This is a genomic window from Pseudomonas sp. GM50, from assembly GCF_000282375.1.
Taxonomy (GTDB): Bacteria; Pseudomonadota; Gammaproteobacteria; order Pseudomonadales; family Pseudomonadaceae; genus Aquipseudomonas.
The window spans coordinates 21156-35319 of sequence record NZ_AKJK01000041.1; the positions used below are offsets into that span (position 1 = coordinate 21156).

The window sequence follows — 14164 nt, forward strand, 5'->3', positions numbered from 1 at the left end:
ATAGTGGCTACAGGGTCTTTACTTGGCAACAGGCACCTTCATGGACGCGACCAATGAGCGATTCTCTTCACACCCACAAACCCGAGGCCGGGCACGATCACAGCCCCAAGCTGCAGCCTGTGCACAAGCATGACCACGGAAGCCATGACCATGGCGGCCACGGGGATTCCTGCTGCTCCTCCAAAGCAGAAGCGCCGTCGCTGATCAAGTTGAGCGAAACGCCGACCGCCGGTGCGCGGCTGAGCAGTTTCCGTATCGAGGCCATGGACTGCCCGACCGAGCAGACGCTGATCCAGAACAAACTCGGGAAGCTTTCGGGTGTGCAGCAACTGGAATTCAACCTGATCAATCGGGTACTGGGCGTGACCCACGACCTGCCAGGTACCGCGCCGATCATCGATGCGATCAAGTCGCTCGGCATGCACGCCGAGCCGTTGGAGCCGGGCGTCGAAGCGCCAACCCCGGCGCCTGAGAAAAAAACCTGGTGGCCATTGGCATTGTCCGGCGTTGGCGCGCTGGCAGCTGAAGTTATCCATTTCACCAACGCGGCGCCGAATTGGGTGGTGGCGGTTATCGCGCTGATCTCGATCCTCAGCGGTGGCCTCAGCACTTACAAAAAGGGCTGGATCGCCCTGAAAAACCTCAACCTGAACATCAACGCGCTGATGAGCATCGCAGTGACCGGTGCGATTCTGATCGGCCAATGGCCGGAAGCGGCGATGGTGATGTTCCTGTTCACTGTGGCCGAGTTGATCGAAGCCAGGTCTCTGGACCGGGCGCGTAACGCCATCGGCGGGCTGATGCAGATGACCCCCGAGCAAGCCACGGTGCAGCAGGCCGATGGCAGTTGGGTCGCACAACCGGTTAAAAACATCGAACTGGGTGCGCGGGTGCGGGTGCGTCCGGGCGAGCGGATCGGTCTGGACGGCGAAGTGCTGTCCGGCAGCTCGACCATCGATCAGGCGCCGATCACCGGTGAAAGTCTCCCGGTGGAAAAAACCATCGGCGACAAAGTGTTCGCCGGCACCATCAACCAGTCCGGTTCGCTGGAATACACGGTAACCGCCGCGGCGAACCATTCGACCCTGGCGCGGATTATCCACGCTGTGGAACAGGCTCAGGGTGCACGCGCTCCGACCCAGCGTTTCGTCGACAGTTTCTCGAAAATCTACACCCCGGCGGTGTTCATCCTGGCCTTGGCCGTGGCGGTGATCCCACCGCTGTTTATGGATGCGCTGTGGTTCGACTGGATCTACCGGGCGCTGGTGTTATTGGTGGTCGCCTGCCCGTGCGCATTGGTGATTTCCACCCCGGTGACTATCGTCAGCGGCCTCGCGGCAGCAGCGCGCAAAGGGATTCTGGTCAAGGGCGGCGTTTATCTGGAACACGGCCACAAACTCGATTACCTGGCCCTCGACAAGACCGGCACCCTCACTCACGGCAAACCGGTGCAGACCGACTATTTGTCCCTCGACCCCATCGCGGATGAAATAGCTCCGGCCATTGCGGCGGCACTGGCCGGTCGTTCGGATCACCCGGTGTCGCTGGCCATCGCCAATGCGGCTGCGGATGCCGTTGTGGATAACCAACGCGCACCGCTGATTGTGGATAACTTCGAAGCCCTGGCGGGTCGTGGTGTGCGCGGCGAGATCAACGGTGAGCTCTACCACTTGGGCAACCACCGTCTGGTGGAAGAGTTGGGCCTGTGTTCGCCAGCGCTGGAAGAGAAACTGTTTGCTCTGGAGAAACAGGGCAAGTCGGTGGTGCTGTTGCTCGATAAATCCGGTCCGCTGGCATTGTTTGCCGTGGCAGACACCGTGAAAGCGTCCAGTCGCGAAGCGATCCAGCAGTTGCACGAGTTGGGCATCAAAACCCTGATGCTGACCGGCGACAACGTTCATACCGCTCAGGCCATCGCCGCCCAAGTGGGCATCGATCAGGCGCAGGGCGATCTGTTGCCGACCGATAAGCTGCAAGCCATTGAAAGGCTGTATGCCCAAGGTCATCGGGTCGGGATGGTCGGCGACGGCATCAACGACGCACCGGCACTGGCGCGGGCCGAGATCGGTTTCGCCATGGCGGCCGCCGGCACCGACACCGCCATCGAAACTGCTGATGTCGCCCTGATGGACGACGATCTGCGCAAGATTCCGGCTTTCATCCGCCTGTCGCGGCAGACTTCGAATATCCTCAAACAGAACATTGCCCTGGCATTGGTCATCAAGGCGATCTTTCTTGGGGTAACCTTCGCCGGGATCGCCACCATGTGGATGGCGGTGTTCGCTGACATGGGCGTGAGCCTGTTGGTGGTGTTCAACGGTTTGCGCCTGTTGCGCAAATAGACGACGAGGGAAGGGTGTGCTGAGTGCCGAGCTGAAGGCGTTTTACATGGTTGCCCGGTTGGGCAGCATTACCCTGGCGGCGAAAAAGCTCGGCCTGAGCCAACCGACGGTGACGACCCAGATTCGCCATCTGGAAAGCCAGTACTCGGTTGAGCTGTTCTACCGTGGTGGCCGCCGTCTCAGCGTCAGCGACGAAGGCGCGCGGTTGTTGCCGATGGTCAAGGCGCTGTTGCAGCAGGAAGCCGACATCGAGTTCTTCCTGCGTAACAGCGGTCAGGTCCAGGGCACGTTGCGCATCGCCGCTACCGCGCCGTATTACATCCTCGACCTGGTGAAGACCTTTCGCGAGCGCTTGCCGCAGGTGGAGGTGTCGGTGGAAATCGGCAACTCCCAACAGGTGCTCGAGGCGCTGGAGGATTACCGGGTCGATGTCGCGGCGTCCTCGCAGTTGCTGGACGATGCGCGGCTGATCCGCCGCGTGCTCGGCAGCGATCCACTGGTGCTGGCGGTGCATCGTAATCATCCGCTGGCGGTGCATGATCATGTGCCGCTCAGTGCGTTGGCGGGGCATACGTTGTTGATGCGCGAATCGGGCTCGACGACTCGGCGCTTGACCGAAGAGTTGCTGGCCGGCGCCGGGGTGAGTTTTGGACCGTTGCTGGAGATTGGCAGCCGGGAGTCGATCCGAGAGGCGGTGCTGCGCAACATTGGTATCAGCATCATTGCCCGGCAGGAAGTGCCTCACGATCCGCAATTGCGGGTGCTGACCATCGAGAATGCGCCGCAGATTCCCGAGTATTTGTACTGCCTCAAAGAACGAAAAGGTGCGCGGCTGCCGGCGGCGTTTCTCGGATTGGCGCAGGAAATGGCCCCGGCCTGAGGCGTGTGGCGATGCTTATGGCCTCTTCGCGGGCAAGCCTCGCTCCTACAGGTTGATCGCATGCCTACGCCGCCGCATCCAACCCAAATCCCCGAATACCACTATCGGCCGTTTTTGCCTCATTGCCATATGACGGACGCATTGCAAACCTAGGATGGCCCTCATCTGCTTGATGAGGCCTGTCCATGAACCACTCGAACGCAACTGCCCTGACCAACCCCGGCGCGCCGATGAAAGTGCGCGGCGTGCAGAAACGCTTCGGCGCGTTCACTGCGTTGGATAACGTCTCCCTCGACGTGGCGGCCGGTGAGCTGGTGTGCCTCTTGGGGCCCTCGGGCTGTGGCAAAACCACCTTGCTGCGCTGCATCGCCGGCCTTGAGAAACAAGACAGCGGCGAGTTGTACCTCGGCGATCGCGACGTTTCCCACCTGGCACCTCAAGCCCGGGACTACGGCATTCTCTTCCAGTCCTACGCACTGTTCCCCAATCTCAGCGTCGAGGCGAATATCGCCTACGGCCTCACCGGCAGCAGTCGGGATGAAGTGCACCAGCGTGTCGGTCAGATGCTGGAACTGGTCGGCCTGATCGGCAGTGAGAAAAAGTACCCCGGCCAATTGTCCGGCGGTCAGCAGCAGCGAGTCGCACTGGCTCGGGCCCTGGCGCCGGCCCCTTCATTGTTGCTGCTGGACGAACCGATGTCGGCGCTCGATGCCCGAGTCCGCGAGCATCTGTGCACCGAACTGCGCCAATTGCAGCGCAACCTCGGCGTCACCACTCTGATGGTTACCCACAATCAGGATGAAGCCATGCTGATGGCCGACCGCATCGCCGTGATGAACAACGGCAAGGTCGAGCAGTACGCCACGCCGCAGGAAATCTACGACCGCCCGGCCACACCGTTTGTGGCGGAGTTCGTCGGTCAGGGCAACTGGTTGCCGTTCCACCGCAGCAGCGACAGTCATGCCCAGGTCGGCGGGATGAACATGCGCCTGGCTGAAGGCAGCGCTAAAACTGCCTCGGGTCGTTTGTTCTGCCGCCCCGAGGCCATTAACGTCAACCCGCCGGTGCATGAAGAAAACCTGTTCCCGGCCAAGGTTCGCGAGATCACTTTTCTCGGCAACCGCTGCCGCATGAGCTTTGAACTCGATCAACTGCCGGGCCATGCGCTACTGGCGGAACTGGCGCCGGAAGCCATGCCGCGTCTTGGCGCGCAACAGATCATGGTCGCCTTGCCGCCGCGCAGCCTGCAGGTGTTTGCCTGATGAGCGCGAACGTCGCGCTGCCGATACCGCACAAGCAGGTCCGGCAGACCTCCCGTGCCGAAATCGGCGACCGGTTGTTTGTGGTCGGCGGCAAGGTCGTGCTGCTGGTATTGCTCGGCGTTGCGGTGTTGATGCCATTGCTGGCGATCTTCTGGCGCGGTTTCAGCTCTGAAGCCGAGCAGGGCGGTGGACTGATCGCCGCTCGCGAACTGCTGACCAGCGCCAATTTCCACTGGCTACTGGGCAACAGCCTGAAAGTATCTGTCAGCGTCGCGGCCATCGTCGTACCGATGGCTTATCTGTTTGCCTACGCACTGCAACGTACATTGATTCCCGGTAAAGGCATCTGGCGCGGCATGTCGCTGCTGCCGCTGATGGCGCCGTCGATGCTGCCGGGGATTGCGCTGGTGTATCTGTTCGGCAATCAGGGCATGTTGCGCGGCCTGCTCTCGGACAATATCTACGGCTTCTGGGGCATTGTTCTGGGCGAGGTCATCTACACCTTCCCACACGCCTTGATGATTTTGCTGTCAGCGTTGTCCCTGGCGGACGCGCGACTGTTCGATGCCGCCTCCAGCATGGGCGCCAGTCCGGCGAAAGCCTTTCGCAGCATCACCTGGCCGGCGACCCGTCAGGCGGTGTTCGCAGCGTTCTGCCTCGTCTTCACCCTGACCATCACCGACTTCGGCGTGCCCGTGGTGGTCGGGGGCGACTATCAAGTGCTGGCACTGGAAGCCTACAAAGCCGTGGTCGGCCAGCAACAATTCGGTCGCGGCGCGCTGATCGGCATGGTCCTGCTGCTGCCGGCGCTGTTCAGTTTCGGCGTCGACGCCTGGCTGCGTCGGCGTCATGGCGATTCCATGAGCGGCCGCGCGCAAGTCTTTCAACCGACGCCATCGAAGCTGCGCGACGGTTGTTATCTGGCCATTGTGTTGTTGATCTGCGCGGTATTGCTGCTGGTGTTCGGCATGGCAGTGTTCTCATCGCTGGTGAAGTTCTGGCCGTACAACCTGTCGCTGTCGCTCAACCATTACCAGTTCAACGACACGGCGGGCGGCGGTTGGCTGGCCTACGGCAACAGCGTGAAGATGGCGTTGTGTACGGCGTTGATCGGCAGTGTGCTGATCTTCACCGGTGCGTACCTGATGGAAAAAACCCGTGGGCAGCGCGGACTGAATCTGACACTGCGCATGCTCAGTTTCGTACCGATGGCGGTACCGGGTCTGGTGCTGGGCCTGGGTTACGTTTTCTTCTTCAACCTCACTGGCAACCCGCTGCATGTGCTCTACGGGACCATGACCCTGCTGGTGGTCTGCACCATTGCTCACTATTTGACCACTGCGCAAATGACCGCCACCACCGCGCTGCGCCAACTCGATGCCGAGTTCGAAGCCGCCGCGTTGTCGCTCAAGGCGCCGTTGTATCGGCACTACCTGCGGGTCACCGTGCCGATCTGCCTGCCGGCGCTGCTGGATATCGTGCGCTACCTGTTTGTCTCGGCCATGACCACCGTCTCGGCGGCGATCTTCCTCTACAGCCCCGACACCATCCTCGCGGCGGTGGCGGTGCTGAACATGGACGACGCCGGCAACGTCGGCGGCGCGGCGGCGATGTCGACCCTGATTCTGTTCACCTCGGCGGGCGTGTCCCTGCTGCTGGCCTGGGTCTCGCGCGGTTTGTTGCGCCGCTCCCAGGCTTGGCGGCAGACCGCGCCCGGTCACTGATTTGCCCCCCGCACCTCAACTCAAACAGGAAAAGATCATGTTCAAGCTCCTGGCCCTGGCCGCTGCTGTCCTCACCGCTTTCAGCCTGAACGCCTTCGCGGCGAAAACCGAGTTGACGGTGTACACCGCCCTCGAAGCCGAACAACTGAAGACCTACAAAGAGGCCTTCGAAAAGGCCAACCCGGACGTCGAGATCAAGTGGGTGCGCGATTCCACCGGCATCATCACCGCCAAACTTTTAGCCGAAAAAGCCCGCCCACAGGCTGACGCGGTCTGGGGGCTGGCGGCATCGAGCCTGGCGATCCTCGATCAGCAAGGGATGCTGCAAAGCTACGCACCGAAGGATCTGGGCAAGATCGGTGGTAACTACCGCGACGCGGCCAACCCGCCAGCCTGGGTCGGCATGGACGTGTGGGCGGCGACCATTTGCTTCAACACCGTCGAAGCCGAAAAGCAGGGCTTGAGCAAACCCGTGAGCTGGCAGGACCTGACCAAGCCTGAGTACAAAGGCAAGATCGTCATGCCCAACCCGGCCTCGTCCGGCACCGGTTTCCTCGACGTCAGCGCCTGGCTGCAAACCTTCGGTGAGAAGCAGGGCTGGCAGTACATGGACGACCTGCACCAGAACATTGGCCAGTACGTTCACTCCGGTTCCAAGCCGTGCAAACTCGCCGCCGCCGGTGAGTTCCCGATCGGCATTTCCTTTGAATACCCGGCCGTTCAGCTGAAACGCCAGGGTGCGCCGCTGGACATCATCCTGCCGAAAGAAGGCCTGGGCTGGGAGATCGAAGCGACTGCCGTGATCAAAGGCACACCGCACGAAGACGCGGCGAAGAAGCTGGCTGACTTCTCTGCAAGCCCGGCGGCGATGGAGCTTTATAAAGAGAACTTCGCGGTGCTCGCGCAACCGGGTATCGCCAAGCCGCAGACCGAACTGCCGGCGGATTATGAGCAGCGCTTGATCAAGAACGACTTTGACTGGGCCTCGAAGAATCGCGACCAGATCCTCACCGAATGGCGCAAGCGTTATGACGGCAAGTCCGAGAAAGTGGCTGCCAAGTAAGTTCTTTATTGGCTGACAGGGCCCCATCGCGAGCAGGCTCGCTCCCACATTGGATTTCCAGTGGATGGAAATTTGGGGTTGTCCCCAATCAACTGTGGGAGCGAGCCTGCTCGCGATAGCGGTCGTGAATTCAGGACAAAACCCCATGACCCAACACAGCAACATGCTAATCGTAGGCGCCGGCATTCTCGGCCTGTCCCACGCCTATGCCGCCGCCAGACGCGGTCTGAAAGTCACCGTTTTCGAACGCAGCGAAACGCCGCTCGGCGCTTCGCTGCGCAACTTCGGCCAGGCCCTGGTCACCGGCCAGCCACCCGGCCCAATGCTTGAATTGGCCAAGGCCAGCCGCGACATCTGGGGCCAATGGGCACAACTCGCCGGCCTGCAACTCAAGCGCAACGGCTCGTACCTGTTCGCCCGCACCGAAGCGGAAGAGCACCTGCTGGAAGCCTTCTGCGCCGGTCGCGCCATGCAGCACGGTTACCGCGTCGACCTGCTGCGCGGTGCGGCATTGCGTGATTTGTACGGCGGCCAGTTCAGCCATCACCGCGCTGCGTTGCACGGCATGGACGACCAGCAGTTGTATTCCCGCGAAGCGATTCCGGCGTTGATCGACTACCTGCGCCGCGAACTGGGCGTCGAGTTTCACTTCGCAACCCTGGTGCGTGACATCGAGCCCGGCCGCTTGCACAGCACCGCCGGATCCTTCAGCGCCGAGCAGATCATTGTCTGCTCCGGTCACGATTATCAAACGCTGCTGGCCGAGCCGATTGCCGAACTGAATCCGCAAATCTGCCGCCTGCAAATGCTCCGCGCCCGACCGCAGATAAACCTCAACCTGCAACACGCGCTGCTCACCGGCCTGAGTTGTGTGCATTACGGCGCCTTCGCCGATTTGCCGGAAGCCGCCGCGGTGCAGGCACAGATTCTGCGCGAGGCACCCCATCTGCATGAAAACGGCATTCACCTGCTGATCAGTCCGACGCCTTACGGTGAGTTGATCATCGGCGACTCTCATCATTACGGCAGCGATCCATCGCCGTTCAATGCCGAGCAGGTGGATGACTGGATGATTGAACTGGCCGAGCAGACGTTGGGCTGCAAGGTGCAAGTGGTCGAACGCTGGCAGGGCGTCTATGGTTCACGCGGACCGGGGCCGTTCTCCTTTCTGCGGCCGATGCCGGGTGTGAGCGTGGCGCTGATGCACACCGGTGTCGGCATGAGCGTCGGGCCGGCGCTGGCCGAACGTAACGTCACGACTTTATTGGGAGACAGTTGATGGACCGCCATGAGCAAGTGATCGCCGAGGTGTTCGGTCTGTACGAGCGTTTTGGCGACAACGATTACATCGGCGAACCGGTGTCGCAAATCGAGCACATGTCTCAGGCGGCGGGACTGGCGATGGCCGAGGGGTTCGATGATGAAGTGGTGCTGGCGGCGTTCTTCCATGACATCGGGCATCTCTGCGCCGAGGGTGCCGAGAACATGGGTGGCTTTGGTGTGGTCAGCCATGAGCGTTTGGGCGCTGAATATTTGCGTCGGGCCGGCTTCAGCGAACGCCTGGCGCGGCTGGTGGAATATCACGTTCAGGCCAAGCGTTATCTCACGCTCAAAGAGCCCGGGTACTACGAGCGCTTGAGCGAAGCCAGTCGGCGGACGCTTGAGTATCAGGGCGGGGTGATGACGGCTGCCGAAGCAGAGGCGTTCGAGCAGGATCCGTTGTGTACAGTCAGTTTGCGGATGCGTCAGTGGGATGAGTTGGCCAAGGAAATGTGGGTGCCGGTGATGGATCTGGGCACCTTGAAGGAAAAGGCGTTGCGGCTGCTGGCCGCGTAAGGCCTCGGAACCGAGTGGCTGCCATCGCGAGCAGGCTCGCTCCCACATTGGATCTGTGAGCGACGCAAATCCCCTGTGGGAGCGAGCCTGCTCGCGATGGGGGCAATCCAAACCACAATTACCCCGGTTTCTACAACTGCTGCGCCAACACCTCAACCTGCTCTTGGCGCTCCCCCTGACTCAACTTCGAATGAGGATTGAGCGACGACCACTGCGGATGCGCCCGCGCCTTGTTCAGTGCTTCGGGCAGTTTGCCTTCGCGCCAGGTTTTGTCTTGTGGCGTGGCGACCTGAATGCTGTCCATCGCCGCGTGGCCACGGGAATTCAGCGCTTGCAGCAATTGCCGCTGGCGCAAGGCCAACAGCCGTAGCACGCCGTCGTCGACGGTCAGTTCTCGCTGTCCTTTGATCTTGCCCAGCAGACGGCTGCCGTAACTGCGGGCAGTTTGCAGGGCGCCGCCGGCAATCGCGCCGGCCAGTGCCGCGGCGCCGAGGGTCAGACCGCCCACCAGCAGATCGACCCCGGCCCCGGCCGCCGCGCCAGCCGCGATACCGCCGCCGACCCGCACACCGAGCTGCTTCAGGGTTTCCGGGTTGAACAGATCATCGCCCCAGCGGCCATCGAGCAACGGTAAGTCACTGGCCGCCGCATCTTGCGGGCGGAAGGCATAGAGCTTGAGCAAGGCCTCGACACAGCGTTGTTCGCGCTGACGCACTGCTTTGCGCAGTTCGCTGATCGCTTGCTGTTCCTGCTCCACCTCGCTGACCACACTGCGGCGGCAGGCGGCGCAATCGATCAATAAATCGGCAATCAGCCGCGCTGCACTCTGCTGACGGGCCAGGCGTTGGGCCTGCTGGTCGGCGATCAAGCGCTCCAGTTGTTCGCGGGAATTTTCCAGCAGCAGCGCGAGGCTTTCATAGAGTCGACGCTCGCCATCTTCCGGCGGTGCAACGCTGTCGAAACGCACCAAGGCATGTAAGCCGAGACGCGCCAGGGCTTCGCGCCAATCGGGCTCGCGATGCTGGGCGCTGCTGACAAAATTCAGCACCGGCAGCAGTGGTTTGCCGCAACTGGCCAACACTTCCAGTTCGTCGCGGTACTTGGCCAGCACCGGCTCCCGGGCGTCGATCACATAGAGGCCGGCGTCCGAGGCGAGCAGTTGCCGCAGCACTTTGGCTTCCTGTTCGAAGCGCTGCCGGGCTTCGCTGCCCTCGAGGAATCGTGCCAGCCGTGCCGGGCCGTCGAGGCGTTCGCCGGGGCGTTCCAGGCGCTCGAGGTAGTCGAGCAGGGCGATGGCGTCTTCCAGGCCCGGCGTGTCGAACAGATCGAGCAACGGCTCGCCGTCTACCGACAATCGCGCGCCTTCGACGTGGCGGGTGGTGCTGGGACGATGGGACACTTCGCCGAAGCCGACATCTCGCGTCAGCGTTCGCAGCAACGAGGTCTTGCCGACATTGGTGTGGCCGACCACCGCGAGCTTCAATGGCTTATTCCAGGCATCAGTCATGACCCGTCTCCAGCCAGTTCAACGGAGCGCAATCGGCGAATGGCAGGTCCAGTTGTTGTAGCGCGACATGCCAGTCACCCAGGCGTTCGGCATCCAGCGCTTCGCCCGGCGGCGCTTGCAACAACCACACACGGGTGGCGGTAGCGCTGCGGGCCAGTTCGGCGATAAGCGCCAGGCTGCCACGGTCCGGCGAACGCCGTGGGTCACAGGCGATGGCCAGACGGGCCGGGGGAAAACGACTCAGCTGTTCGAGCAGTTTGTGCCGGGATTCACGGCTATCGAGGACGCCGGCGTTGTTGACGTTTTTCGGCAGCTGCGGCGGCCAGGGGCGTTGGTCGTCCAGTTCGATGGCCACTAACAGCGCGCCATCGCTTTGCAGGTCGCTGGCAGTTTTTTCAACCCGATGAAGTTGTTCTGGCGCGGCGTCGCTGATGCCCAGGCGTTCACTGGTAGGCATCAGCCGTTCGCGCAGTTGGGCGTAACCGGGCAGGTTCAAATCCAGATGCAGGGCTGCTTGACCGGTTTTCCAGCGCCACAGGCAGAACAATGCGAGCAATAGGCGCGGCAAAACACCGTACACCAGCAGCACCCCAACCAGCCACGCCGCCCAGGCCTGGCGGGCGCTTTCGATGTTCAGTGCGGCATCGCCGCTGGCGCGGATCATCTCCACGCTGGGCACACTGAAACCGAGCAAGGCCGGCAGGGCGCCGAGGGCTTGGGTCATGGCGACGAAGGTGTCGCCGCCGAGAATGGTGGTCTCCCAGACGAAGCCATAGCGCCGGGTCGCCATCAGCGTCAGCACCATCACCAAAGCGCTGAACATCGCCAGTAACCACAACCCGTTGACCAGCACGCCCAGCGCCCAACGATTGAGTTTCTGTCGTTGCAGCAACAGCAGCAGGGCCGGCGCCAGTTGCGCGGCGTTGGCATCGCGGGCGAGTTTTTCACTGAGCCACAGCCACAAGCGTCCGAGGGCGGCGCCCTGTTCACCGGCGAACACCAGGCCCAGGGCCCAACTCAGCAATAGAATCAGGTTTAGCCCGAGCAGACTGCCCAGCGCCCAGAACACATTGACCGGGGGCTGGCCGTCGCCCAGTGCGGCAAACGCCAGACCGGCGCCGCTGATCACGGCCAGAACGGCCAGCACGATCAGCGCCAGTCGCGCGCCTTGCAGCCAATGTTTGAGGGCGTGGGTCTGTCCGTCGCGCTCGGCCAGCCACCGGGCTCGGCGTTGAATGCGCGTCGGCAGGTCGCCGCCGGCGCTACGGGCGATTCGATTGGCTTCCAGATCGTCCAGCGGGCCTGCGTGTTCTTCACGCAGACGTATGGTTTCACTCAGCCAGAGGTTTTGCAGGGGCGTCAGTTCAGTCACGCGGCATCCCGTCGCTTAATTGAGCGGTGAGCATAACCGCTGTGACGCTTATCGGGGTAAGGGAGGCTCTGGTATCCTCGCCGGCATGACTAAATCACTCCCCCTCAGCCTGATCGCAGCCCTCGGTGAAAACCGTGTGATCGGCGTCGACAACAGCATGCCCTGGCACTTGCCGGGGGACTTCAAATACTTCAAGGCCACCACCCTCGGCAAACCGATCATCATGGGTCGCAAGACCTGGGATTCCCTCGGTCGTCCGCTGCCGGGCCGGTTGAACATCGTGGTCAGCCGTCAGGCGGATCTGCAGCTGGAAGGCGCGGAGGTTTATCCGTCGCTGGAGGCTGCCGTCGTTCGGGCGCAGCAATGGGCGCACGAGCAGGGCGTCGATGAGGTGATGTTGATTGGCGGCGCGCAGTTGTATGCGCAAGGGTTGGCACAGGCTGATCGGCTGTACCTGACGCGCGTGGCGCTGAGCCCGGAAGGGGATGCGTGGTTTCCGGAGTTTGATTTGAACCAGTGGAAGCTGGTGTCGAATGTTCCGAATCCAGCGGAAGGCGATAAGCCAGCGTACAACTTTGAGGTGTGGGAGAAGGCCTAAAAGCATCGCCAGCAGGCTGGCTCCCACAGTGGGTTTGAGGTGAAACACGGATTGTGTGAACACGCAAAATCCCTGTGGGAGCCAGCCTGCTGGCGATGAGGCCAGATCAGACGCTAAAAAATTTAAGCGTGAGCCAACTCCGCATGCTCATCCGCATCCAGCAGTTCTTTATCCGTCTGCTGCATGATCTGGCTGGTGATCGCCCCGGCGGTGATCGAACCACTCACGTTCAACGCCGTACGCCCCATATCAATCAGCGGCTCAACCGAAATCAGCAACGCCACCAGTGACACCGGCAAACCCATGGCCGGGAGCACGATCAACGCGGCGAAGGTCGCGCCGCCACCGACCCCGGCCACGCCAGCCGAACTCAGCGTCACAATCGCCACCAACGTCGCGATCCACAGTGGGTCCAACGGGTTAACGCCTACGGTCGGCGCGACCATCACCGCCAACATCGCCGGGTACAGACCGGCGCAGCCGTTCTGGCCAATGGTTGCGCCGAACGAGGCGGCGAAACTGGCAATGGACTGTGGAATACCCAAACGGCTGGTCTGGGCTTCGATGCTCAGCGGAATGGTGGCGGCGCTGGAGCGGCTGGTGAAGGCAAACGTCAGCACCGGCCAGATCTTGCGGAAGAAGCGTAGCGGGTTGATCCCTGCCGCCGACACCAGCACGCCGTGCACCACAAACATCAGCCCCAGGCCGATATAGGACACCACTACAAAACTGCCGAGCTTGATGATGTCTTGCAGGTTGGAGCCGGCGACCACTTTGGTCATCAGCGCCAATACGCCGTACGGGGTCAGCTTCATCACCAGGCGCACCAAGCGCATCACCCAGGCTTGCAGGGTGTCGATGGCGTTGATCACTTTCTGACCTTTTTCGATATCATCCTTGAGCAGCTGCAGTGCGGCGACCCCAAGGAATGCCGCGAAGATCACCACGCTGATGATCGATGTCGGTTTGGCGCGCGCCAGGTCGGCGAACGGGTTCTGCGGGATGAACGACAGCAGTAGCTGCGGCACATTCAGGTCGGCAACCTTGCCCGCGTAGTCGTTCTGGATGGTTTGCAGGCGAGCCATTTCCTGGGTGCCGGCGACCAGGCCTTCGGCGGTGAGGCCGAACAGGTTGGTCAGGCCGATGCCGATCAGCGCCGCGATGGCGGTGGTGAACAGCAGCGTGCCGATGGTCAGGAAGCTGATTTTGCCCAGCGACGAAGCGTTGTGCAGGCGCGCCACGGCACTGAGGATCGAGGCGAACACCAGCGGGATCACGATCATTTGCAGCAACTGCACGTAACCGTTGCCCACCAGATCGAACCAACTGATCGAGGCTTTCAGTACCGGGTTGCCGGCACCATAGATCGTGTGCAGAGCAACGCCAAACACCACGCCCAATACCAACGCGAGCAGGACTTTTTTCGCCAGACTCCACGTGGTGTGACGGGTTTGTGCCAGACCGAAGAGCAGGGCGAGGAACACCAGCAGATTGAGGATCAGCGGCAGATTCATAGAAGCTCCATAGACTTGTGCCAGCCACCTTCGTGTGTGACTGCGAACCGGCAAGCCTAACAGCTT

General features: G+C 61.9%; 11 protein-coding genes. 8 read left to right on the forward strand and 3 right to left on the reverse strand.

Annotated elements, in window-relative coordinates; all coding sequences use genetic code 11:
• Nucleotides 1-53: 53 nt before the first annotated feature.
• The 7 genes from PMI30_RS22700 (at nt 54) to PMI30_RS22670 (ending at nt 9107) form a co-directional block, all read left to right on the forward strand.
• Nucleotides 54-2342, forward strand: coding sequence for a heavy metal translocating P-type ATPase (locus tag PMI30_RS22700; protein ID WP_008007351.1), 2289 nt, complete (start codon nt 54-56; stop codon nt 2340-2342).
• 16 nt (nt 2343-2358) lie between these two features.
• A complete protein-coding gene (locus PMI30_RS22695; RefSeq protein WP_007897791.1) occupies nt 2359-3222 on the forward strand; it encodes a LysR family transcriptional regulator in 864 nt (287 codons plus the stop codon).
• Between the two features lie 185 nt (nt 3223-3407).
• Nucleotides 3408-4484, forward strand: a complete 1077-nt coding sequence (locus PMI30_RS22690) for a putative 2-aminoethylphosphonate ABC transporter ATP-binding protein (RefSeq protein ID WP_008007352.1) — start codon at nt 3408-3410, stop codon at nt 4482-4484.
• Nucleotides 4484-6208, forward strand: a complete 1725-nt coding sequence (locus tag PMI30_RS22685; RefSeq protein WP_008007354.1) for a putative 2-aminoethylphosphonate ABC transporter permease subunit — start codon at nt 4484-4486, stop codon at nt 6206-6208. The genes PMI30_RS22690 and PMI30_RS22685 overlap by 1 nt, the downstream gene beginning before the upstream one ends.
• Before the next feature lie 37 nt (nt 6209-6245).
• Nucleotides 6246-7271: a putative 2-aminoethylphosphonate ABC transporter substrate-binding protein gene (locus PMI30_RS22680; RefSeq protein ID WP_008007356.1), complete on the forward strand. Its 1026-nt coding sequence runs from the start codon at nt 6246-6248 to the stop codon at nt 7269-7271.
• Between the two features lie 145 nt (nt 7272-7416).
• The gene (locus PMI30_RS22675) at nt 7417-8550 is read left to right on the forward strand and encodes a TIGR03364 family FAD-dependent oxidoreductase (protein WP_008007357.1); all 1134 of its coding nucleotides are present in this window, start codon (nt 7417-7419) and stop codon (nt 8548-8550) included.
• Nucleotides 8550-9107 (forward strand): phosphonate degradation HD-domain oxygenase, encoded by a 558-nt coding sequence (locus PMI30_RS22670; protein WP_008007358.1) that lies wholly within the window; start codon nt 8550-8552, stop codon nt 9105-9107. Before PMI30_RS22675 ends, PMI30_RS22670 begins: the two co-directional genes overlap by 1 nt.
• Nucleotides 9108-9237: 130 nt before the next feature.
• Here PMI30_RS22670 and PMI30_RS22665 read toward each other — a convergent pair whose 3' ends face one another.
• Both PMI30_RS22665 and PMI30_RS22660 read right to left on the reverse strand, forming a co-directional pair.
• Nucleotides 9238-10614, reverse strand: coding sequence for a GTPase/DUF3482 domain-containing protein (locus PMI30_RS22665; RefSeq protein ID WP_008007359.1), 1377 nt, complete (start codon nt 10612-10614; stop codon nt 9238-9240).
• On the reverse strand, nt 10607-11986 hold the full coding sequence (locus PMI30_RS22660; protein ID WP_008007360.1) for a DUF2868 domain-containing protein: 1380 nt from the start codon (nt 11984-11986) through the stop codon (nt 10607-10609). The genes PMI30_RS22665 and PMI30_RS22660 overlap by 8 nt, the downstream gene beginning before the upstream one ends.
• An 85-nt stretch (nt 11987-12071) precedes the next feature.
• On the opposite strand from PMI30_RS22660, the gene PMI30_RS22655 reads away from it, so the two are divergent.
• Nucleotides 12072-12584: a dihydrofolate reductase gene (locus PMI30_RS22655; protein WP_008007361.1), complete on the forward strand. Its 513-nt coding sequence runs from the start codon at nt 12072-12074 to the stop codon at nt 12582-12584.
• 122 nt (nt 12585-12706) lie between these two features.
• On the opposite strand, the gene PMI30_RS22650 is transcribed toward PMI30_RS22655, so the two are convergent.
• Complete coding sequence (locus PMI30_RS22650; RefSeq protein WP_008007362.1) at nt 12707-14098, reverse strand: L-cystine transporter; 1392 nt, start codon at nt 14096-14098, stop codon at nt 12707-12709.
• Between the last annotated feature and the right edge of the window lie 66 nt (nt 14099-14164).

Excerpts from the sequence above, each read along its gene's own strand:
- PMI30_RS22655 (WP_008007361.1), top strand. The coding sequence starts at position 12,072 with ATGACTAAATCACTCCCCCTCAGCCTGATCGCAGCCCTCGGTGAAAAC.
- PMI30_RS22690 (WP_008007352.1), top strand. The coding sequence starts at position 3,408 with ATGAACCACTCGAACGCAACTGCCCTGACCAACCCCGGCGCGCCGATG.
- PMI30_RS22665 (WP_008007359.1), bottom strand. The coding sequence starts at position 10,614 with ATGACTGATGCCTGGAATAAGCCATTGAAGCTCGCGGTGGTCGGCCAC.
- PMI30_RS22675 (WP_008007357.1), top strand. The coding sequence starts at position 7,417 with ATGACCCAACACAGCAACATGCTAATCGTAGGCGCCGGCATTCTCGGC.
- PMI30_RS22700 (WP_008007351.1), top strand. The coding sequence starts at position 54 with ATGAGCGATTCTCTTCACACCCACAAACCCGAGGCCGGGCACGATCAC.
- PMI30_RS22670 (WP_008007358.1), top strand. The coding sequence starts at position 8,550 with ATGGACCGCCATGAGCAAGTGATCGCCGAGGTGTTCGGTCTGTACGAG.
- PMI30_RS22680 (WP_008007356.1), top strand. The coding sequence starts at position 6,246 with ATGTTCAAGCTCCTGGCCCTGGCCGCTGCTGTCCTCACCGCTTTCAGC.
- PMI30_RS22650 (WP_008007362.1), bottom strand. The coding sequence starts at position 14,098 with ATGAATCTGCCGCTGATCCTCAATCTGCTGGTGTTCCTCGCCCTGCTC.
- PMI30_RS22685 (WP_008007354.1), top strand. The coding sequence starts at position 4,484 with ATGAGCGCGAACGTCGCGCTGCCGATACCGCACAAGCAGGTCCGGCAG.